This is a genomic window from Streptomyces sp. NPDC008150, assembly GCF_042956945.1.
Classification (GTDB): domain Bacteria; phylum Actinomycetota; class Actinomycetes; order Streptomycetales; family Streptomycetaceae; genus Streptomyces.
Genome location: NZ_JBIBHJ010000021.1, coordinates 68,504 through 88,723, shown reverse-complemented (window position 1 = coordinate 88,723; position 20,220 = coordinate 68,504). Strand labels below are relative to the sequence as shown.

At 75.4% G+C, this 20,220-nt stretch carries 17 protein-coding genes and 1 pseudogene; 8 read left to right on the top strand and 10 right to left on the bottom strand.

Annotated elements, in window-relative coordinates:
• Nucleotides 1-2: 2 nt before the first annotated feature.
• The 3 genes from ACFZA0_RS35000 to ACFZA0_RS34990 are packed head-to-tail and all read right to left on the bottom strand — an operon-like array spanning nt 3 to nt 3,789.
• The gene (locus ACFZA0_RS35000; RefSeq protein WP_391024482.1) at nt 3-1,790 is read right to left on the bottom strand and encodes an L-aspartate oxidase; all 1,788 of its coding nucleotides are present in this window, start codon (nt 1,788-1,790) and stop codon (nt 3-5) included.
• Nucleotides 1,787-2,833 carry a pantoate--beta-alanine ligase gene (panC, locus tag ACFZA0_RS34995; protein WP_391024480.1) on the bottom strand — a complete coding sequence of 349 codons (1,047 nt, stop codon included), beginning with the start codon at nt 2,831-2,833 and terminating at the stop codon, nt 1,787-1,789. The genes ACFZA0_RS35000 and panC overlap by 4 nt, the downstream gene beginning before the upstream one ends.
• Nucleotides 2,830-3,789 carry a DUF2520 domain-containing protein gene (locus ACFZA0_RS34990; protein WP_391024478.1) on the bottom strand — a complete coding sequence of 320 codons (960 nt, stop codon included), beginning with the start codon at nt 3,787-3,789 and terminating at the stop codon, nt 2,830-2,832. Before ACFZA0_RS34990 ends, panC begins: the two co-directional genes overlap by 4 nt.
• 254 nt (nt 3,790-4,043) lie before the next feature.
• Between ACFZA0_RS34990 and ACFZA0_RS34985 the strand changes: the two genes are divergently transcribed.
• Nucleotides 4,044-5,324 (top strand): beta-eliminating lyase-related protein, encoded by a 1,281-nt coding sequence (locus ACFZA0_RS34985; protein ID WP_391024476.1) that lies wholly within the window; start codon nt 4,044-4,046, stop codon nt 5,322-5,324.
• A 22-nt stretch (nt 5,325-5,346) separates the two neighbouring features.
• Here the strand turns inward: ACFZA0_RS34985 and ACFZA0_RS34980 are convergent, their stop codons facing one another.
• Nucleotides 5,347-5,574 carry a hypothetical protein gene (locus ACFZA0_RS34980; protein ID WP_391024474.1) on the bottom strand — a complete coding sequence of 76 codons (228 nt, stop codon included), beginning with the start codon at nt 5,572-5,574 and terminating at the stop codon, nt 5,347-5,349.
• A gap of 255 nt (nt 5,575-5,829) precedes the next feature.
• Between ACFZA0_RS34980 and ACFZA0_RS34975 the strand changes: the two genes are divergently transcribed.
• A complete protein-coding gene (locus ACFZA0_RS34975) occupies nt 5,830-6,933 on the top strand; it encodes a DUF5937 family protein (RefSeq protein WP_391024473.1) in 1,104 nt (367 codons plus the stop codon).
• 41 nt (nt 6,934-6,974) lie between these two features.
• On the opposite strand, the gene ACFZA0_RS34970 is transcribed toward ACFZA0_RS34975, so the two are convergent.
• The 3 genes from ACFZA0_RS34970 to ACFZA0_RS34960 all read right to left on the bottom strand — a co-directional run bounded on the left by ACFZA0_RS34970 (nt 6,975) and on the right by ACFZA0_RS34960 (nt 9,715).
• A complete protein-coding gene (locus ACFZA0_RS34970) occupies nt 6,975-7,607 on the bottom strand; it encodes an AAA family ATPase (protein WP_391024471.1) in 633 nt (210 codons plus the stop codon).
• A 105-nt stretch (nt 7,608-7,712) separates the two neighbouring features.
• The gene (locus ACFZA0_RS34965; protein WP_391024538.1) at nt 7,713-8,384 is read right to left on the bottom strand and encodes a response regulator; all 672 of its coding nucleotides are present in this window, start codon (nt 8,382-8,384) and stop codon (nt 7,713-7,715) included.
• 125 nt (nt 8,385-8,509) lie between these two features.
• Entirely contained in the window at nt 8,510-9,715 is a 1,206-nt protein-coding gene (locus tag ACFZA0_RS34960; protein ID WP_391024470.1) for a histidine kinase, read from the bottom strand.
• Between the two features lie 118 nt (nt 9,716-9,833).
• Here ACFZA0_RS34960 and ACFZA0_RS34955 point away from each other — a divergent pair, with 118 nt between their 5' ends.
• Complete coding sequence (locus ACFZA0_RS34955; protein ID WP_391024468.1) at nt 9,834-10,880, top strand: SAM-dependent methyltransferase; 1,047 nt, start codon at nt 9,834-9,836, stop codon at nt 10,878-10,880.
• Nucleotides 10,881-11,115: 235 nt separating this feature from the next.
• Here ACFZA0_RS34955 and ACFZA0_RS34950 read toward each other — a convergent pair whose 3' ends face one another.
• The 3 genes from ACFZA0_RS34950 to ACFZA0_RS34940 form a co-directional block, all read right to left on the bottom strand.
• Nucleotides 11,116-12,267, bottom strand: a complete 1,152-nt coding sequence (locus ACFZA0_RS34950) for an NADH-quinone oxidoreductase subunit D (protein ID WP_391024466.1) — start codon at nt 12,265-12,267, stop codon at nt 11,116-11,118.
• 88 nt (nt 12,268-12,355) lie between these two features.
• Entirely contained in the window at nt 12,356-13,735 is a 1,380-nt protein-coding gene (locus ACFZA0_RS34945; RefSeq protein ID WP_391024464.1) for a hypothetical protein, read from the bottom strand.
• A 165-nt stretch (nt 13,736-13,900) separates the two neighbouring features.
• Entirely contained in the window at nt 13,901-15,034 is a 1,134-nt protein-coding gene (locus ACFZA0_RS34940; protein ID WP_391024462.1) for an alpha/beta hydrolase-fold protein, read from the bottom strand.
• Between the two features lie 300 nt (nt 15,035-15,334).
• Between ACFZA0_RS34940 and ACFZA0_RS34935 the strand changes: the two are divergent.
• The 5 genes and pseudogenes from ACFZA0_RS34935 to folK form a co-directional block, all read left to right on the top strand.
• Nucleotides 15,335-17,161 (top strand): annotated as a pseudogene (locus tag ACFZA0_RS34935) (phosphatidylglycerol lysyltransferase domain-containing protein); the annotation flags it as partial.
• 329 nt (nt 17,162-17,490) lie between these two features.
• Nucleotides 17,491-18,441, top strand: a complete 951-nt coding sequence (gene folP, locus ACFZA0_RS34930; protein ID WP_391024460.1) for a dihydropteroate synthase — start codon at nt 17,491-17,493, stop codon at nt 18,439-18,441.
• A complete protein-coding gene (locus ACFZA0_RS34925; protein WP_391024459.1) occupies nt 18,438-18,944 on the top strand; it encodes a nuclear transport factor 2 family protein in 507 nt (168 codons plus the stop codon). Before folP ends, ACFZA0_RS34925 begins: the two co-directional genes overlap by 4 nt.
• Nucleotides 18,945-19,181: 237 nt before the next feature.
• Nucleotides 19,182-19,541, top strand: coding sequence for a dihydroneopterin aldolase (folB, locus tag ACFZA0_RS34920; protein ID WP_391024457.1), 360 nt, complete (start codon nt 19,182-19,184; stop codon nt 19,539-19,541).
• Complete coding sequence (gene folK / locus ACFZA0_RS34915) at nt 19,538-20,146, top strand: 2-amino-4-hydroxy-6-hydroxymethyldihydropteridine diphosphokinase (RefSeq protein ID WP_391024455.1); 609 nt, start codon at nt 19,538-19,540, stop codon at nt 20,144-20,146. The genes folB and folK overlap by 4 nt, the downstream gene beginning before the upstream one ends.
• Nucleotides 20,147-20,220 lie beyond the last annotated feature (74 nt).

Below are 20,220 nucleotides of genomic sequence, written 5' to 3'. Positions count from 1 at the left end.
TGTCACTGCTCCTGGGGGCGCTGGTCCGCGGGGGTGCCGGGCGCCGAGGGGGCGTCGCCGGGGGCCGCGGAGAGGGTCGGGGGGAAGTCTGCGGTGTCGGTGGTGCCGACGGCCAGGGATCCGTCCGGATTCAGCCGTACGACGATGTGCCGCCGCCAGGCGTCGTCGTCGCGGTCCGCGTGGTCCTCGCGCCAGTGGCAGCCGCGCGTCTCCTCGCGCAGGCGTGCCGCCGCGACCAGGACGCGGGCGACGCCCAGGAGGTTCGTGGCCTCCCAGGTGTCGACGCCGGGCTCGGCCGTCTTGCCGTCGCCGTCGAGCGCCGTGACCGCCTCGTCGTACAGGGCGCGCAGCTCGTCCGCGGCGCCCGCCAGGGACGCGGCGGAGCGCAGCACGCCCGCGCCGCGCGTCATGGCGCGCTGCACGGCGAAGCGGGTCTCCGGCGCGAGCAGCGGGTGCGCGGGCCGGGAGGGGTGCGGGACGGGCTCGGGCACGCGCGCGTGCAGGCCCTGCGCGGCGCGCACCGAGGTGATGTCGGCGGCGATGCGCTCGGCGTAGACCAGGCCCTCCAGGAGGGAGTTGGACGCGAGCCGGTTCGCGCCGTGCACACCGGTGCAGGCGACCTCCCCGCACGCGTACAGGCCCGGGACGGTGGTGCGGCCGTGCTTGTCGGTGCGCACGCCGCCGGACGCGTAGTGGGCGGCGGGGGCGACCGGGACGGGCTCGGTGACCGGGTCGATGCCGTGCGCGCGGCACGCGGCGAGGATCGTCGGGAAGCGCTGCTCCCACATCTCGGCGCCGAAGTGCCGGGCGTCGAGGTACATGTGCTCGGCGTCCTGCTCGCGCATGCGGCGCATGATGCCCTTGGCGACGATGTCGCGGGGCGCCAGCTCGGCCAGCTCGTGCTGCCCCACCATGAACCGCACGCCGTCCGCGTCGACCAGGTGGGCGCCCTCGCCGCGCACCGCCTCGGACACCAGCGGCTGCTGGCCCTCGGCGTCCGCGCCCAGGAACAGCACGGTCGGGTGGAACTGCACGAACTCCAGGTCGCTGACCTCGGCGCCCGCGCGCAGGGCCAGCGCCACGCCGTCGCCGGTGGACACCGCCGGGTTGGTCGTGGCGGAGAACACCTGGCCCATGCCGCCGGTCGCGAGGACCACCGCGGGCGCGTGCACGGCGCCCACGCCGTCGTGCTGGCCCTCGCCCATGACGTGCAGGGTCACACCGGCGGTGCGGCCCTCGGCGTCGGTGAGCAGGTCCAGTACGAGCGCGTTCTCGACGGTGCGCAGGCCGCGCGCGCGGGTCGCCGTCGGGACGGCGTCACCGACCGCCTCGACCAGGGCGCGGGAGATCTCGGCGCCGGTCGCGTCACCGCCCGCGTGCGCGATGCGGCGGCGGTGGTGGCCGCCCTCGCGGGTCAGGGCGAGCGCGCCGTCGGCGGACTCGTCGAAGTGCGCGCCGGTCTCGATCAGCCGGCGCACCGCGTCGGGCCCCTCGGTGACGAGGATCCGCACGGCCTCCTCGTCGCACAGCCCGACGCCGGCGACCAGGGTGTCGGCCAGGTGCTGCTCGGGGGTGTCGCCCTCGCCGAGGGCCGCGGCGATGCCGCCCTGCGCCCAGCGGGTGGAGCCGTCGTCGAGGCGGGCCTTGGTGACGACGACGGTGTCGAGGCCCGCCGCCTCGCAGCGCAGCGCGGCGGTCAGTCCGGCGACGCCGGAACCGACGACCACCACGTCCGCCGAGAGGGACCAGCCGGGGGCGGGGGCGTGCAGTCGTATGCCTGTGGTGCTCACGAGGCGGCTCCGAAGGAGAGAGGGATGTTGTCGATCAGCCGGGTCGTCCCGACCCGGGCGGCGACGGCGAGAACGGCCTCGCCGGTGAAGTCGTCGGCGGCCTCGGTGAAGTCCGCCGGGTCGACGAGGGCCAGGTAGTCGAGGACGAGCGGCGGGTCCAGGCGGGCCGCCTCGTCGAGCACCAGCCCGGCGGCGGCGCGCACGGCCGCCGGAGCCGGGTCGGCCGCCGCGACCGCGTGCGCGTCCGCCGCCGCTCGGGACTCGCCCAGCGCGTCGAGCGCCTTGGCACGCGCGTGCGTGGCGGGCACCTCGCGGGCACGCGCGCGCAGCGCCTGCTGCGCGGCCAGCCGGTCGCGGCCGGCGAACAGCGCGCGGGACAGCGCGAGCGCGGTGCGCCGCTCGGGGGCGGACAGGTAGCGGTTGCGGCTGGAGCGGGCGAGGCCGTCCTCGTCGCGCGCGGTGGGCACGGCGACGATCTCCACGCCGAAGTTCAGGTCGCGCGTCATGCGGCGCACCAGGGCGAGCTGCTGGGCGTCCTTCTGCCCGAACAGCGCCAGGTCGGGCGCGGTGAGGTGGAGCAGCTTGGCGACGACGGTGAGCATCCCGTCGAAGTGCCCGGGGCGCGAACCGCCCTCCAGGCGTTCGCCCATCGCGCCCGCGGTGATCCGCACCTCGGGCTCGCCGCCCGGGTAGACCTCGTCGACGGACGGCGCGAACACCACGTCGGCGCCCGCCCCCGCGGCGATCGCGAGGTCGGCGTCGAGGGTGCGCGGGTAGCGGTCGAGGTCCTCGCCCGCGCCGAACTGGAGCGGGTTCACGAAGACGGTGACGACGACCTCGCCGTCCGGGCCGGCCAGTTCGCGCGCGGTGCGGATCAGGGTGGCGTGGCCCTCGTGCAGGGCGCCCATGGTCATCACCACCGCGCGGCGGCCGGTACGCGTGCGGGCGCGCAGTTCGGCGGCGGTGCGCAGCAGGGCCACCGGGGCGGCGGGGTCCGCGGGGCGCGCGGTGTTCGCCGGGTTCGTCGGTTCCGCGGCGCTCATCGGTCGCCTCCCGCGGTGCCGGTACCGGTGCCGGTGCCGCCGTCCGTGCGGCCGGTGCCGTCGGCGAGCACGCCGAGCAGGTCCTCGGCCAGCTCCGCCTTGAGCAGCCCGTGCGCGAGCGCCCGGTCGGCCGTCGCGCGCGCCATCGCCAGGTATCCGGCGACGGTCTGCGGGGAGTGGCGGCGCAGTTCGTCGATGTGGGCGGCGACCGTGCCCGCGTCGCCGCGCGCGACGGGGCCGGTCAGGGCCGCGTCGCCGGAGCGCAGGGCGTTGTCCAGGGCCGCGCCGAGCAGCGGGCCGAGCATCCGGTCGGGTGCCTCGACGCCGGCCGTGCGCAGCAGTTCCATCGACTGCGCGACCAGGGTGACCAGGTGGTTCGCGCCCAGCGCGAGGGCCGCGTGGTAGAGCGGGCGGTTCTCCTCGGCGATCCACTCGGGCTCGCCGCCCATCTCGATGACGAGCGCCTGCGCGGCCAGCCGCAGCTCCTCGGGCGCGGTCACCCCGAACGAGCAGCCCGCCAGGCGCTGCACGTCCACGGGCGTGCCGGTGAACGTCATCGCCGGGTGCAGGGCCAGCGGCAGCGCGCCCGCGCGGAGCACCGGGTCCAGTACCCGCGTGCCGTACCGGCCGGAGGTGTGCACGAGCATCTGGCCGGGCCGCACGGCGCCGGTCTCGGCCAGGCCCTCGACGAGGCCCACGAGGGCGTCGTCCGGGACCGTGAGCAGGACCAGGTCCGCGCGCGCGAGGACCTCGGTGACGGGTACGAGCGGCACGTCCGGCAGCATCAGCGCGGCACGCCGCCGGGAGGTGTCGGAGACGCCGGAGACCGCGACCGGGCGGTGACCGGCGAGCTGGAGGGACGCGGCGAGGGCGGGGCCCACGCGACCGGCGCCGACGACGCCGACGGTGAGCCGCGCGGGGCGGTCCTTGGGCTCTGGCTGGGGCACTGTACTCACGCGGCGATGGCCTTCCCGTTCCAGTCCGCTCCGGGTACCGGACGATTTCTCGTCATGTTAACGCGATCGGTCCGGGCCCGGTCGGCCGTCCACAGGCTGTGCGTTCCGCCGGGGAGCGGCCGTCGCCGACGGCACGGACCGCGCGCGGGAGACGACCGCAGGTCACGGGTGCCGGCGGCCCGGGACCGCCCCTCCCGCGCACCCGCCGACAACCCGGGTGACCGCCGCCGGGGGCAGGCGGCATGATCCTCGGCATGAGCGATACGACGGAGCACGGGCACGGGCAGGACGAGCCGCGGGCGGCGGGCAGGACGTCCGCGGAGGGCGCGGAGGGCGCGGAGGGCGCCGGGGAGCGGGCGGGCACCGCTCCGGACGAGGACGCGCGCAAGCGGCAGCGGGAACGTCGGCGGCAGCTCGTCCGGGACGCGCGCGTACTGAGCCGTCCCGGCTTCTTCGGCACCGTCCGCGAACGCCTCGCGCTCCTCGGCGAGGAGTCCGGCGCGGACGACCTCGACGGTCCGGGCGACATGTACGGCAACGGCGTCGTCGAGACGCTGGAGGAGAAGGTCGCCGGACTGCTCGGCAAGGAGGCGGCCGCCTTCTTCCCGACGGGCACCATGGCGCAGCAGGTCGCGCTGCGCTGCTGGGCCGGGCGCACCGGCAACCCGGTGGTCGCCCTGCACGCGCTCGGCCACCCCGAGGTGCACGAGCGCGACGCGCTCAGCCAGGTCAGCGGCCTGCGCCCGGTGCACCTGACCGGTGAGGCGCGGCAGCCCACCGCCGACGAGGTGCGCGGCCTCGCGGAGCCGTTCGGCACGCTGATGCTGGAACTGCCGCTGCGCGACGCCGGGTTCGTGCTGCCGACCTGGGAGGAGCTGACGGAGCTCACGGAGGCGGCGCGCGAGCGCGACGCGGTCGTGCACTTCGACGGCGCGCGCCTGTGGGAGTCGACGACCCACTTCGGCCGTCCGCTCGACGAGATCGCCGGCCTCGCGGACAGCGTGTACGTGTCGTTCTACAAGTCGCTCGACGGCTTCGGCGGCGCGGCACTGGCCGGCCCGGCGACGCTGGTCGACGAGGCCAAGGTCTGGCGGCACCGGTACGGCGGCATGGTCTTCCAGCAGTTCCCGACGGCGCTGTCGGCGCTCGCGGGCCTGGAGAACCGGCTGCCCGAGCTGCCCGGGTACGTGCGCCACGCGCGCGTGGTGGCCGCCGCGCTGCGGGAGGGCTTCGCCGCCACCGGTGTGCCCTGGTCGCGGGTCCACCCCGAGGTCCCGCACACCAACGACTTCCAGGTGTGGCTGCCCCACGACGCGGAGACGGTCGCCGAGGCGGCGCTCCGCACCGGCGAGGAGACCGGCGTCCTGCTGTTCTCCGGCGCGTGGGGCGAGGCCGGCCCCGGCCTGGCGCAGACCGAGGTGAGTGTCACCGCGGCCGGCCTGGAGTGGACGGCGGAGGACGTACGGGCGGCCGTGGCGGAGTTCGTACGGCGGCTCGCGGACGCGACGGACGAGGCGGCGGCCCGGCGGGGCTGACCGGGCAGCCGGCCGTCCCGCCTCAGCAGCCCGCGCCCACGCCCCGCCGCGGGGCGTGGTGCCGGCGCAGACCGAGGGCGCGGCGCAGGCGGCCGCCGGCCGGACGGCCGGCCAGCACGGCACGGAACCTGCGGTGGTCGCGCAGGGCGCGCAGGGTGCGCACGTCGTGGGTGCCCGGGGCGGGCGGCGCGGGTTCGCCCAGGGTGCGGGCGCGGTACGTGTCGAGGAGGTACTGCTGTGTGACGCTCATGACGGGTGCCTGTTCGAGAAGGACGGGTGGCTGCTCGGCCGCACTGCGGGTGCGTGCTCGTCGCGCCTGTTTCCGGGGCCCCGCGGTGGCCCGTTCCTTCAGACTGCGCCCGTGCGGGACGCCTGTCGCGCCGATTGGCCGGAGCCGTCAATCGGTGCCGCCGATGTCCCGGACGTCCCGTCCCGCACCCGATGCGCGCCCGCGGGGCGAATGGGACTGTCGGTGGTGAGGTGTGCCGAGGTGCACCATGGACGCATGAGTATGCGCATCGACGTCACCGGGCTGCCGCCGGAACGGGTCACCTTCGCACCGTCCCCGCTGGCCGAGCTCGGCATGTCGCTGCACGTGCTCAGCGACCCCGACCACCACCCGGGGCTGCGGGGCTGGGCGGCCTCCGTCTCCGCCGCGCTGGACCGGGACCTGGCCGACCGGCTGTCGCAGGCGGACTTCCTGTGGCGCACGACCTTCTCCGACGTCTTCGCCCCGTTCGCCGGGCTGCCCGGCAGGCGCGCGGTGCCCGGCGAGACGCTCGCCGACGAGATGGAGCTGCTGGACAAGCTCTCCGACGAGCAGTTCGTGCACGTGGCGCTGGAGTTCACCTGCCGCCTCGACTACGACATGCTGCACCCCGGCCCGCTCGACAGCCCCGAGATGCGCGCCCGCTCCCTGGAACTCGCGGCCGCCCGCGGCAGCGTCCAGGAGGCCTTCGCCCGGCGCCTGCTGGAGGACCCGCCCGCCGTCCGCGCCTGGTTCCGCGAGCTGATCCGCGACTGCGACGAGGCGTTCTTCGCCGACATCTGGGACCGCGTCGGGCCCCAACTGGCCGCCGACGCACGGGAGAAGAACGAGCTGCTGCGCCGCAGGGGGCTCGCCCGCGCGCTGGCCGCCGTGTCCACGGCGGTGTCGCTGGACGAGCGCACGGGCGTCGTCACGGTCGACAAGCTCCTCGCGGGCCGGGCCACCACGGGGGAGGGCAACCTGGCCCTGGTGCCGACCAGCCTCGGCCGCCCCCATCTGATGGTCCTGTCCCGCTACGGCTGGCAGGTCACGCTGACCTACCCGGTCACGGCGCCCGCGCCCGGCTCGCCCACCGTCGAGCAGCTCACCCTGCGGATGACCGCGCTCGCGCACCCGGTGCGGATGAAGCTCTGCCGCCACCTGGCGCGCACGCCGCACACCACGAGCGAGCTGGCGCAGGCCCTCGGGATGACACCGCCGGAGATATCCCGGCACCTCGGGGTGCTGAAGAAGGCGGGCGTGATCGTCACCCGGCGCCACGGGCGGTACGTGCAGCACCAGATGGACCTGACGACCGTGGCCCGCCTCGGCACCGACTTCATCGAGGGCGTACTGCGCTGAGCGGGGCGGGGCCCAACTCCCTTGCCGGTCGGCCCCGTTGATCAGTCGAAGCGTATGTGCCGCAGCGCGACGCGGATCTGCCGCAGCCTGGTGCGCGGCGCGCCCTCCCTGTTGGGGCGCAGCGTCAGCCCCGCCAGGACGGCGATCCGGTCGGCGGTCTTCGGCACCGTCGAACCGTCCGTCCACAGGTGCTCGGCGAACTCCGGCCCCCGCAGCCGCTCCAGGCAGTGGTCGAGCCGCTCGACCGCCCAACTGTCGCGCCGCGGAACCGATGTGCGGCGCAGCGGCCGGGGCACGAGGAACCCGAGGCCACGCTCCCGCAGCCGCCGCAGTACGGTCTCGCGCTGCGCGAGGAGGGTGAAGTGCCGTACGTCGTGGCCGAGTTCGCGCAGCCGGCCGACGGTCTGCGCGAAGCAGTCCGGATCGGTGACGGTCATCGGCACGATCACCACACCGTCCTGCCCGGTGAGGGCCAGGTCGAGGACCTCCACCACACCCTGCCGCCACGACGCCAAGTCCTGGAAGTCGCCGCGCAGTTCGGGCGGCAGCATCCGGCGCAGACCGAACCCGGCGTGCTCGGGGTCGCAGACGACACTGCCGGGCAGCCGCCGCCGGAGCTCGTACGCGGTCTGTGTCTTGCCGCCGCCGAAGGGGCCGTTGATCCACAGGAGCATGCGCAGGACCCTAGTGGGCCCCGGTCACGCCCGTGTCACGTCCGGGGGCGCGCACGGGGACCGCGGACCGCCCGGCCCGGCCACCGGGTCCGGCCGCCCCGCTTCTCAGCCGTGGCCGCCGGCCCGCACCAGGCCCGTCTCGTAGGCGAGGACCACCACCTGCACCCGGTCGCGCAGACCCAGCTTGGTCAGGATGCGGCCCACGTGCGTCTTCACGGTCGCCTCGGACAGCACCAGCCGGGCCGCGATCTCGCCGTTGGACAGCCCCTGCGCCACCAGGATCATGACCTCGCCCTCGCGGCCGGTCAGCCGCTCCAGCTCCTTGTGCCGGGGCTCCTTCCCGCTGCTGGGCAGCAGCGGGGCGAAACGGTCCAGCAGACGGCGGGTGGTGGAGGGCGCGACCACCGCGTCGCCGCTGTGCACGGAACGGATCGCGGACAGCAGCTCGGCGGGCGGCACGTCCTTGAGCATGAACCCGGAGGCCCCCGCCTTCAGCCCGGAGAACGCGTACTCGTCCAGGTCGAAGGTGGTCAGGATCAGCACCTTGGGCGGGTCCGGCTGCGCGCAGACGCGCCGCGTGGTCTCGACGCCGTCCAGCTTCGGCATGCGGACGTCCATCAGCACGACGTCGACCTCGGTCGAGCGCAGCACCTCCAGGGCCTCGACGCCGTCACCGGCCTCGGCGACGACCTCCATGTCCGGCTGGGCGGCGAGCACCATCCGGAACCCGGTGCGCAGCAGCACCTGGTCGTCGACGAGCATCACGCGGATCGTCATCGGGTCCTCTTCCTCGTCTGCAACTTCGTCGGTCACGGTTCGCGGATCGCGTCCCGCACCCCGGAACCGCACGGTACGCGGGCGCGTGCCGGACGCCGGAGCGCCCCTGCCCCCGTGCCGGGCGGCTACTGCGCCGGACGCAGCGGCAGCAGCGCGCTGATGCGGAAGCCGCCGCCGGGACGCGGGCCCGCGTCGAGGGTGCCGCCGACCATGCCGACGCGCTCCCGCATGCCGATCAGACCGTGCCCGCGGCCGTCGGCGCCGCCCTCCTCGTACAGCTCGTGCGGGGCGCCCTTGCCGTCGTCCTCGACGAGCAGGCCGAGACCGTCGTCGAAGTAGACGAGCCGCACGCTCGCACCGGCCCGGGGGCCGCCGTGCTTGCGGGTGTTGGTGAGCGCCTCCTGCACGATCCGGTACGCGGTGAGCTCGACGCCGCTGGGCAGCGGACGCGGAGTGCCCTCGACCTTGAAGTCGACGGCCAGGCCCGCGCCCCGGCACTGCCCGACGAGGTCGTTGATCTGCTCCACGTCGGGCTGCGGGACGTACTCGCCGCCCTCCTGGTGCTCGCCGGTGCGCAGCACGCCGAGCAGGCGGCGCATCTCGGCGAGCGCCTGGCGGCCGGTGGAGGAGATCGTCTCCAGAGCCTTCTTCGCCTGGTCGGGGGACGAGTCGAGGACGTAGGCGGCACCGTCGGCCTGCACGACCATCACCGACACGTTGTGCGCGACGACGTCGTGCAGTTCGCGCGCGATGCGGGCACGTTCCGCGGCGACCGCGACCTTGGCCTGCGCCTCGCGCTCCTTCTCCAGGCGGGCGGCGCGCTCCTCCAGCTGCGCGAAGTACGCACGGCGGGTGCGCATCGAGTCGCCGAGCACCCACGCCAGCGCGAACGGGACCGTCTGGAACACCGCTATCGCCACGTGCCCCAGACCGCTGGTGCTCTGCTCGGGCCAGCGCAGCTCCCCGACCGTCGCCGCGCACAGCCCGGCGGTGAGGGCGAACCGGGACGCCCAGCGGGCGCCGACGGCGGCCACCGTGTAGACGATCACCAGCATCGCGAAGTTCGCGGCGACCGGCTCGATGCCGAAGGCGAGCTGCGCGAGGCCCGTGAAGGCGGCCAGCAGCAGCATCTTCTCCGGCATCCGGCGGCGCAGCGCGACCACGACCGGCAGCACCAGCGACACGACGACCGCCCCGGCGAGCGGGCCGCTGCGCGTGCCCCGGTCGCTGAAGCTGGAGGCGCTCACGACGGAAATGCCGAGCAGGACGACGGCCCAGAAGGCGTCCACCCACGTCGGGTGCCTGCGGAGGAAGTCGTAGAGGCGCTGCACACAACCCAGCGTAGGTACGCGCCGTGCCCACCGAGGTCAACCGGAGGGCCGATCCGACCGGCACGCGCGTACTCCGCAAGGTGGAGGCGCGCCGCGGCGACCCGCATAGCCTTGCCCCGTGGCAGAGGGCACCCGGAACGGCACGCAGGGCGCGGCGGACGGCGGCGCGCCGGAGCAGGGCGGTGCGTGGCGCGGCTGGCGCGAGGCCGCGCACGCCGCGCTGTACGGGCCGGACGGCTTCTACCGCCGGGCCGCGGGTCCCGCCGCGCACTTCCGTACGTCCGTGCACGCGTCCCCGCTGTTCGCGGGCGCCGTCGCCCGCCTGCTCCGCCGGGTCGACGACGCGCTCGGCCGGCCCGCCGTGCTGGACTTCGTCGACATGGCGGCCGGGCACGGCGAACTCGCCGCCGGGGTCCTCGCGGCGCTGCCCGAGGACGTCGCGGCACGCACGCGCGCGTACGCCGTGGAGATCGCGGACCGGCCCGCCGGACTCGACCCCCGGATCGCCTGGTGCCCGCGACCGCCGGAGGGGACCCGCGGGCTGCTGTTCGCCAACGAGTGGCTCGACAACGTGCCGGTCGACGTCGCCGAGACGGACGCCGCGGGCCGCGTACGGCGGGTCCTCGTGCGCGACGACGGCACCGAGCGCCCCGGCGGCCCGGTCACCGGCGAGGACGCCGCCTGGCTGGCCCGGTGGTGGCCGCTGCCGGCCGCCCCGGGCGCACGGGCGGAGATCGGACTCCCCCGGGACACCGCGTGGGCCGCCGCGGTCGCGACGCTCGACAGGGGTCTCGCCGTCGCCGTCGACTACGCCCACACCGCGGCGGCGCGCCCCCGGTTCGGCACCCTCACCGGCTTCCGCGACGGCCGGGAGACCCGGGCGGTGCCGGACGGGTCGTGCGACATCACGGCGCACGTCGCGCTCGACGCGTGCGCGCTGCCCGGTGCGCGCCTGCTCCCCCAGCGGGCGGCACTGCGCGCCCTGGGTGTCTCCGGCGCGCGTCCTCCGCTCGCGCTCGCCTCGACGCGGCCCGCCGCGTACGTACGCGCCCTGGCGAGCGCGGGCGAGGCCGCCGAACTCACCGCGCCGGGCGGTCTCGGCGACTTCGGCTGGCTGCTCCAGCCGGTGGGCGTCCCGGACCCCCTCGCGGACACCGACGGCTGACCGCCGCCGGCCGCGCGCCTTACCCGCTGTCCGCGGCCCGGCGTCGTCCCGAACTCCGCGTCGGCGACCGCCTGTCGACCACTGTCCGCCGACGACCGCCTGTCGACCACTGTCCGCCGACGACTGCCTGTCGACCACTGCCTGTCGACCGCTGCCTGTCAACGACTGCCTGTCGACCACTGCCTGTCAACGACTGCCTGTCGACCACTGCCTGTCAACGACTGTCTGTCGCCGACTACTTGTCGATGTCGCCGACCACGAAGAACAGCGACCCGAGGATGGCCACCATGTCGGCGACGAGCGTCCCGGGCAGCAGTTCGGACAGCACCTGGACGTTGTTGTACGAGGCCGAGCGCAGCTTCAGCCGGTACGGGGTCTTCTCGCCCTTGCTCACCAGGTAGTAGCCGTTGATGCCGAGCGGGTTCTCGGTCCAGGCGTACGTGTGGCCCTCGGGCGCCTTCAGGACCTTCGGCAGGCGCTGGTTGACCGGGCCGGGCGGCAGGTCGGCGAGCCGGTCGAGGCAAGCGTCGGCCAGCGCGAGCGCGTTGTGCGTCTGCTCGAGCAGGACCTCGAACCGGGCCAGGCAGTCGCCCTCCTGACGGGTGATCACCTCCAGGGTGTCCCCGAGTTCCCCGTATGCCAGGTAGGGCTCGTCGCGCCGCAGGTCGAGGTCGACCCCGGACGCGCGCGCGATGGGACCGCTCACGCCGTACGCGTGGACGGCCTCCGGCGAGAGGGCGCCGACCCCGCGCGTACGGCCGCGGAAGATCTCGTTGCCGAGCACCAGGTCGTCGTACACGTCCATGCGGGCGCGCACCGCCGCGACGGCCTCCCGCGCGCGTCCCGTCCACCCGGCCGGCATGTCCTCCTTGAGGCCGCCGACGCGGTTGAACATGTAGTGCATGCGCCCGCCGGAGATCTCCTCCATGACGTTCTGCAGCGTCTCGCGCTCGCGGAACGCGTAGAAGACCGGTGTGATGCCGCCGAGTTCCAGAGGGTAGGAGCCGAGGAACATCAGGTGGCTGAGCACCCGGTTCAGCTCGGCGAGCAGGGTCCGCGTCCACACCGCGCGCTCGGGGACCTCCATGCCGAGCATCCGCTCGACGGCCAGGACCACGCCCAGTTCGTTCGAGAACGCCGACAGCCAGTCGTGGCGGTTGGCGAGCATGATGATCTGGCGGTAGTCGCGGGCCTCGAAGAGCTTCTCCGCGCCGCGGTGCATGTAGCCGATCACCGGCTCCGCGTGCGTGATGCGCTCGCCGTCCAGCACCAGCCGCAGGCGCAGCACACCGTGCGTCGAGGGGTGCTGGGGGCCGATGTTGAGCACCATGTCGGTGCTCTCGGCGGCGCCGCCGATCCCGACCGTGGTCCGGGTCCCTGGAGTCATGCGGACAGTCTCCCCCACCGGCCGCCGACGCCGGCCGCCCGTGGCGGCCGGGCGGCCGGACCGTTTCCGGGCCGCGGTGCGGCGGGCGTCAGGACGCCGCGCTCCGCAGCCGCTGCACGTCGATGTGCTCGGTCTCGTCGTGGGCGGTCAGGTCGATGACGTGGCTCTCGGCGGCGTCCTCGTCGTTCTCGGTGTCGTCGGCGGCGCTCTCGGCCCCGGCGGCGTTCTCGGCGTCCGGCGCGGGCTCGGGGGCCGTCGCGGACCGCTCCGCCAGCGCCTCCTGGCCGACGACGTCCGCCAGGTCCTCGTCGCGCACGGCGTCCAGCGCCCCCGCGGCCGCCTCCGCCTGCGTGCCGAAGAAGTCGAAGCTGCCCCCGGACACCGGGCGGCGGGCGGCCGGAGCCGGCGGCACGACGGCCACCGCCGTCGGCACGGTGAAGTGCCCGGTGGCCGACGCGGACGGGGCGGGCGCGGACTCGGGCCGGGCCGCGTGCCTGCCCGCGGGGGCGGACGGTACGGGCGCGGTCGGGGCCGGGGAGGCGGCCTTCGGCGCGGGGGCGGCGGAACCGTCCCCGCCCGGCGTGGGGTTCGCGGCGGTCGCGCGCTGGTGCCCGTCGACCGCCTGGGACTGCCCCTCGGCCTCGTCCTCCGCTGCGGCCTCCGTACCGGCGGCGCCGTGCGGGCGCGCGGTGCCGGCGTCCGGGGACTCCTCCGCCGCGGCACCGTCGTGGCCGCCGTCGAGCCGGGAGAGCGCCTGGCCCGCCTTGCGGTAGAGGTGGCGGCCCTCGGGCGAGAACGCGGCGGGCCGGGCCGGGCGTCCGCCGTCGGCACGCGCCTCGTCGGCGTCGTCGTCGGAGCCGGAGCCGGTGCCGTCGGTGCCGGTGTCCGTCGCGGCACGCCCGCCGTCCGCGTTCTCCGCGCGCGGGGCGCCGGACTGCGCGGGGACGGCCGGCGTCGCGGCGTCCTCCGTGCGCGCCTGGGCGGCACCCGGGGGCAGCGCCCGCGACGGGGCCGTGGCCTCGATCTCCAGCAGCCTGCGCCCCTCCAGGGCGCTGGCGCGCTCGGTCTCCGCCGTGGCGTAGCGGCGCAGCAGCGACGCGTGCTCGTTGCGCAGGCCCGCCAGTTCCGACCGCTTCGCGCGCAGCCGCTGTTCGAGCTTCGCGCGCAGTTCGCGGGACTCCTCGAGATCGGTCTCCAGTTCGGCGACACGTTCTTCGAAACGCCACTCGTCGCCCGCACGCGCGCGCGTGAGGTCGGCGACCTGCCTGCCCGCCTGGACGTCCCAGCGCCGCATGACCACCGCGCCCCCCACGGCCGTCACCGCGGCGGCCGCGGCCAGCACCCGGAGCACCGCGGTCTGGGTGAACAACCAGGGGCCGAAGGCGCAGACGAGGGAGACGCCGGCGATCGCCGAGGGAGGCAGCAGCCTGTGCAGAGGCGGGGAATGGCGGTGACGTCCACGTGGCATGGCCAGAAACTTACCGCGCGTAGGCGAATTGCGGTGCCCCGCCCGGCAAAAACACAGCTCCGCCGAAACGTTCACAGGCGTTGGGGCGCCCGGCGGACACGCCTCTCGCGCGGTGTCCGGGCCGGGCACCGCCCCGGACACCGCGCCCGGCGGCCCGGCGGCCGCTCAGCGGGCGGCGAGCCGGCCGCTGAGCCACTGGAGCGTGGCCGGGATCTCCCGCCGCCAGGTGTTGAAGTTGTGGCCGCCGCTGTCCAGCACGATCGACGCCACACCGGTGCGGTGCGTGGCCCGTACGCGCGCGACGAAGTCGAGGGTGTCCCGGTAGTTGGCCTCGCCGTGCCGGCTCGTCGTCACGAGCAGCGAGGTGTCGGGCGCCGGCATGTGGTCGACGTACCAGCGCAGATCGGCGCGGTCGCGCAGTGCGTCGTCGCCCTGGAAGAGATCGCCGGTGGTGGGGTCGGACGGCGCCTCGTAGTACGCGGACAGGCCCGCACCCGCCGCGTACACGCGCGGGTGGTGCAGCGCGAGCTTCAGCGCGCAGTAGCCGCCCGTGGAGTCGCCGACGATGCCCCAGCCCACGGGCCTGGGCGCCACCCGGTAGTGCGCCGCCACCGCGTCGGGCAGGTCCTTCGCGAAGAACGTCTCGGTCCGCGGGCCGCCCGGCACGTCCACGCACTCCGTGTCGCGCGGCGGCGCCACGGTCGGCCGCAGCATCACGAGGATCATGGGCTGCATACGTCCGGTCTCGGCCAGTTTCCGCGCTGTACGCGGGTAGTGAAGTTTGTCCACCAGCGCGCGGGCCGTGCCCGGGTAGCCCGTGAGGACGACGGACACCGGGAACGTGCGCGTGCGGTACCGGGACTGGAAGTACTCCGGCGGCAGGTACACGTACGCGGACGAGGCGATGCGGCTCGCCCGCCCGGCGATGTCGACCCGCTGGACCCGCCCGCCCGCCGGGGCGGCGGAACCGCCCCCGACGCCCTTCACCCGCCCCGCGTCCAGCACCTGGAGCGGGCCCGCCGCCCCGGCGCCGCCCTCCGTCCGCCCGGCGACGACGCCCGGGGCGTTCTCCAGGCCCAGCAGGTCCGACCAGTCGGAGTAGAAGCCGAAGGCCCGGTTGGCCCCCAGGCCCACCGACAGGAACAGCGCCAGCTGGGTCGCCAGCAGCAGCCCCACCCTCGCGCCCACCGGACGCACCCCCGGCCCCGCCAGCCGGGGCCAGCACCACACCGTCGCGACGAACAGCAGCACGGCGGCTGCCACCGCCGGCACCAGCACCGCGTAGCTCGTAAGACCCATGGGCTTCCCTGCCTGCGCTCTCCGCCCGGTCCGCCGCCACGCGTGCGGGGCCGGTGCCCGTCCTGGTCCGCCTCGGCCGGTCGGTTCCCCGCCGGTCCGCTCCCGTCCATTGCGCCCGCCGCCGGGGCCGCCCGCGCGTTCCCTTGGCGAGGGCTTGGTGCCGCCTTTCCCTGGTCTTCGACGGAGCTTTCCCCGGAGGGACGAACCTCTCCTCCCGAGACGCCGTCCTAGAGAGGGCAGTGCCGACGGCCGCCCGAACGGGCGGCGGTCCAGGAGCCCTTCGTGAAATTGCGGGTACCGATGCCTATCAGGACAGAAGCGGACGCACCGGCCCGCCTCGCCGCCCGGCCGAACCGCCCGGTACGCGCGCTGCGGGGCCCGCGCCCCGAGGCCGTCCCGGCACTCGTCGGCCGGGCCTGCGTCCTCGTCGGCCTGCTGGACGTCGCCGCCGGTGTCTTCCCCACGTTCCGGCGCAGCCGGGTGCACGCCCTCGCGGAGGTCCTCCCGGGCGCGCTCGGTCCGTTCGCGGCGGCCCTGTCGCTCAGCACGGGCGTGCTGTTGCTGCTGCTCGCGCACGGCCTCAAGCGCCGCAAGCGGCGGGCCTGGCGCGCGGCGGCCGTGCTGCTGCCGGCCGGCGCGGTCGCGCAGTTCACGTACCGGCACTCCGTCGTCGGGGCCGTCGTCTCGCTCGCGCTCCTCGTGCCCCTGCTGCGGCACCGCGACGAGTTCGCCGCACTGCCCGACCCGCGCAGCCGGTGGCGCGCGCTGGCCAACGTCGTCTCCATGGGCGCCGGTTCCCTCGTCCTCGGAATGATCATCGTCAGCGTCCACCCCGGACGCACCGTCGGCGACCCGGGCCCGGCCGAACGACTGACCCACGTCGTCTACGGCCTGTTCGGCTTCGAGGGCCCCGTCGACTACCGCGGCTCCACCTCCTGGACGGTCGCCTTCTCCCTCGGCGCCCTCGGCCTGCTCACCGCGGTCACCACGATCTACCTGGCCCTGCGCCCCGAACACCCGGCGGCCGGCCTGACCCCCGACGACGAGGCACGGCTGCGCGCGCTGATCGGCCGGCACGGCCACCGCGACTCCCTCGCCCGCTTCGCGCTGCGCCGCGACAAGGCGGTCGTCTTCTCGCCCAGCGGCAAGGCGGCCGTCACCTACCGCGTCGTGTCCGGCGTGATGCTCGCGAGCGGCGACCCGATCGGCGACGTCGAGGCGTGGCCGGGCGCCATCGAGCGGTTCATGGACGAGGCACGGGCGCACTCCTGGAGCCCGGCGGTCATGGGCTGCTCGGAGACCGGCGGCGGGGTGTGGACCCGCGAGACCGGCCTCGACGCCCTCGAACTCGGCGACGAGGCCGTGGTCGACGTGGCGGACTTCTCCCTCGCCGGACGGCCCATGCGCAACGTCCGCCAGATGGTCGGCCGCATCGAACGGGCCGGCTACGAGACCCGGGTGCGGCGCGTGCGCGACATCGGCCAGGAGGAACTCGCCCGCATCCGCCGCGCCGCCGACGACTGGCGGGGCACCGACACGGAACGCGGCTTCTCCATGGCACTCGGCCGGATCGGCGACCCGGACGACGGCGACTGCCTGGTGGCGACGGCCCACCTGCGGACGGACCCCGCCGCGGCGCGCGGCGCCCAGGGGCACTTCCCCCACGGCGACCTCGGGGCCGTCCTGCACTTCGTGCCGTGGGGCGACGACGGCGTCTCCCTGGACCTGATGCGACGGGACCGCGCCGCGGACCCCGGCATGAACGAACTGCTCATCGTCGCCGCCCTGCGCGAGGCGCCCCGGCTCGGCATCACCCGCGTCTCGCTGAACTTCGCCATGTTCCGCTCCGCCCTGGCGCGCGGCGAACGGCTGGGCGCGGGGCCGGTGCTGCGCGTCTGGCGCGGCCTGCTGGTGTTCCTGTCGCGCTGGTTCCAGATCGAGTCGCTGTACCGGTTCAACGCGAAGTTCCGCCCGCGCTGGGAACCGCGCTTCCTCGTCTACCGGTCCTCGGGCGACCTGCCCCGCATCGGCCTCGCGGCCCTGCGCGCGGAGGGCTTCGTCAACCTGGCCCTGCCCCTGCCGCGCCTCCTGCGCCGCACTCCGCACACCGCACGCCCCTGCGCCCACACGTCGCCGGGCACCGCCCGCCGGTGCGCCCCGGACGCCGGCGCCCCCGCCACCACGGCACCGGGAGCGGCCCCCGGACCGGACCACCGGGGACCGGCGCCGGAGCCCGCCCGCGGGGGCACCGCGCGGTAGCCCGCGCAGGGCGCCACCGGGGAGGCGACGGCGCGGGACGGCAGGGCTCGGCCCCCGGCGGCGACGCCCGGCCCGGCACCCCGGGGCTCGGCGGCGGCGCCCCGCCCCGCACCCCTGCGCAACGACCGCCGGTCGGCGCGCGGCCCCGCTCCCGCCCGCGTCGGCCGGGCCCACCCCCGGGGGCCTACGCTGAACGTATGAGCAAGCAGAGCGGACGCGGGCGCGTCGCGGGCCTTCCGGTCTGGGACCGTTGTGCGGTCATGGGGGTCGTGAACGTGACCCCCGATTCCTTCTCGGACGGCGGCCGCTGGTTCGACACGACGGCGGCCGTCAAGCACGGCCTCGACCTGGTTTCCGAGGGCGCCGACCTCGTCGACGTCGGCGGTGAGTCCACCCGCCCGGGAGCCACCCGCGTGGACGAGGCAGAGGAACTGCGGCGGGTCGTCCCCGTCGTGCGCGGCCTCGCCTCCGAGGGCGTCACCGTGTCCGTCGACACCATGCGGGCCAGCGTCGCCGAACAGGCGCTCGCGGCCGGTGCCGCCCTGGTCAACGACGTGAGCGGCGGCCTCGCCGACCCGGCGATGATCCCCGCCGTGGCCGCCGCGGGCGCCCCCTTCGTCGTCATGCACTGGCGCGGCCTCCTGGCCGGCGGCAACATCCGGGGCGTGTACACCGACGTCGTCCGGGAGGTCGTCGACGAGCTCCACGCGCGCGTGGAGGCGGTGCTCGCGGGCGGTGTGGCGCCCGACCGGATCGTCGTGGACCCGGGCCTCGGCTTCTCCAAGGGCACCGACGACGACCTCGTCCTGCTCGCCCACCTCGAACGACTGCTCGACCTCGGTCACCCCCTGCTGGTGGCCGCCTCCCGCAAGCGGTTCCTGGGCCGGGTACTGGCCGGCCCCGAGGGCGCCCCGCCGCCGGCCCGCGAGCGGGACGCCGCCACCGCGGCGGTCTCCGCCCTCGCCGCGCACGCGGGCGCGTGGGCGGTACGCGTGCACGAGGTGCGCGCCACGGCCGACGCGGTACGCGTCGCGCACGCCGTCGAGTCCGCGCGCACCGCGCCGCACACCACCACGACGCCCGGCACGGACACGGCGCCCTCCGCCGCCCCGGTCCCGCCCGGCACGGACGCCGAGGGAGCCCGGTGAGCCAGGCCCACACCGACGTCGAGGAAGCCGAACGCGCCAACGCCGCCTTCTACGAGGCGGTGGAGCAGGGCGACTTCGACACGCTGTCCGCGCTCTGGCTGACCCCGTCGGACCTCGGCGTGGACGAGGAGTACCACGACCCCGCCGACACCGGCGTGGTCTCCTGCGTGCACCCCGGCTGGCCGGTGCTCACCGGCCGCGGCGAGATCCTCCGCTCGTACGCGCTGATCATGGCGAACACCGAGTACATCCAGTTCTTCCTCACCGACGTGCACGTCTCCGTCACCGGCGACACCGCGCTGGTGACCTGCACCGAGAACATCCTCAGCGGCGGACCGGCGCCCGAGGGCGACGAACTCGGCCCGCTCATCGGCCAGCTCGTGGTCGCCACCAACGTGTTCCGGCGCACCTCCGACGGCTGGAAGCTGTGGTCCCACCACGGCTCCCCCGTCCTGTCGGAGTCCGACGAGGACGCCGACGACGAGGACAAGCCGACCGCCTGAGCCGCGGCCACCGCCGGACGTGGTTGGGATCACGGCCCCGTGGGTAGGGGCGGCTACCGACCCATGAGCCACCGGGTTCTCGCGGGGAAACGGGCGACGGGATCCCGCCCGGCCGCCCCGGCCCGCCACCCCGTGGCCCGGGACTGACAGTGTCCGCAGGTAGATTCGTTCGAGGCCGGGCCGCCGTCCGCACGCGGCGGGAGCCGGCCGTCACCGACGATTGCAGGAGTGATTCGCGTGGATCGTGTCGCGCTGCGCGGCCTCAAGGCCCGCGGGCACCACGGCGTCTTCCCCCGGGAACGGGAGGAGGGCCAGACCTTCATCGTGGATCTCGTGCTCGGGCTGGACACCGCCGCGGCGGCGGCCACCGACGACCTGACGAAGACCGTGCACTACGGCGTCGTGGCCGAGGAGGTCGTGGCGGTCGTCGTGGGCGAGCCCGTCAACCTCATCGAGACGCTGGCCGAGCGCATCGCCCAGGTCTGTCTCAAGCACGAGGGGGTCCAGGAGGTCGAGGTCTGCGTCCACAAGCCGGACGCGCCGATCACGGTCCCCTTCGACGACGTGACCGTCACCATCATCCGGAGCCGAGCATGACCGCGTCCTTCACCGAGGGTCACGACCCGACCGTCCAGCCGGTGCCCGCGTCCGTCGTCGAGAAGATCGACGCCGCCGACACCACCCTCCACAACCCGCGCCGCGCCGTGCTGTCCCTCGGCTCCAACCTGGGCAACCGCCTGGAGACACTCCAGGGCGCCGTCGACGCCCTGGAGGACACCCCCGGGGTGCGCGTGAAGGCGGTCTCCCCGGTGTACGAGACGCAGCCGTGGGGCGTCGAGCCGGGCAGCCAGCCCGCGTACTTCAACGCGGTGATCGTCCTGAAGACGACGCTGCCGCCGTCGTCCCTGCTGGAGCGGGCGCACGCGGTCGAGGAGGCCTTCAACCGGGTCCGCGAGGAGCGCTGGGGGCCGCGCACGATCGACGTGGACATCGTCGCGTACGCCGACGACGTCTCCGACGACCCGGTGCTGACGCTCCCGCACCCCCGCGCGCACGAGCGGGCGTTCGTGCTCGCCCCGTGGCTGGACGTGGAGCCCGAGGCGCAGTTGGCGGGGCACGGCCCGGTGGCCGGTCTGCTCGCGGCCGTCTCGCGGGACGGTGTGACACCCCGCGCCGATCTGGAACTCTGGCTGCCCGAGTAGTCGTTAAGGTCGACAGGACCGCCGGGGCGACCCGACCGGGCGGGCCGTCGGGTGAACAGTCGGGGGGAGCTGAA

What these genes read in the sequence shown, in the direction of transcription:
- panC (WP_391024480.1), bottom strand. Translation starts at nt 2,833, where the DNA reads ATGAGCGCCGCGGAACCGACGAACCCGGCGAACACCGCGCGCCCCGCG.
- ACFZA0_RS34985 (WP_391024476.1), top strand. Translation starts at nt 4,044, where the DNA reads ATGAGCGATACGACGGAGCACGGGCACGGGCAGGACGAGCCGCGGGCG.
- ACFZA0_RS34980 (WP_391024474.1), bottom strand. Translation starts at nt 5,574, where the DNA reads ATGAGCGTCACACAGCAGTACCTCCTCGACACGTACCGCGCCCGCACC.
- ACFZA0_RS34975 (WP_391024473.1), top strand. Translation starts at nt 5,830, where the DNA reads ATGAGTATGCGCATCGACGTCACCGGGCTGCCGCCGGAACGGGTCACC.
- ACFZA0_RS34970 (WP_391024471.1), bottom strand. Translation starts at nt 7,607, where the DNA reads ATGCTCCTGTGGATCAACGGCCCCTTCGGCGGCGGCAAGACACAGACC.
- ACFZA0_RS34965 (WP_391024538.1), bottom strand. Translation starts at nt 8,384, where the DNA reads ATGACGATCCGCGTGATGCTCGTCGACGACCAGGTGCTGCTGCGCACC.
- ACFZA0_RS34950 (WP_391024466.1), bottom strand. Translation starts at nt 12,267, where the DNA reads ATGACTCCAGGGACCCGGACCACGGTCGGGATCGGCGGCGCCGCCGAG.
- ACFZA0_RS34945 (WP_391024464.1), bottom strand. Translation starts at nt 13,735, where the DNA reads ATGCCACGTGGACGTCACCGCCATTCCCCGCCTCTGCACAGGCTGCTG.
- ACFZA0_RS34940 (WP_391024462.1), bottom strand. Translation starts at nt 15,034, where the DNA reads ATGGGTCTTACGAGCTACGCGGTGCTGGTGCCGGCGGTGGCAGCCGCC.
- folP (WP_391024460.1), top strand. Translation starts at nt 17,491, where the DNA reads ATGAGCAAGCAGAGCGGACGCGGGCGCGTCGCGGGCCTTCCGGTCTGG.
- folK (WP_391024455.1), top strand. Translation starts at nt 19,538, where the DNA reads ATGACCGCGTCCTTCACCGAGGGTCACGACCCGACCGTCCAGCCGGTG.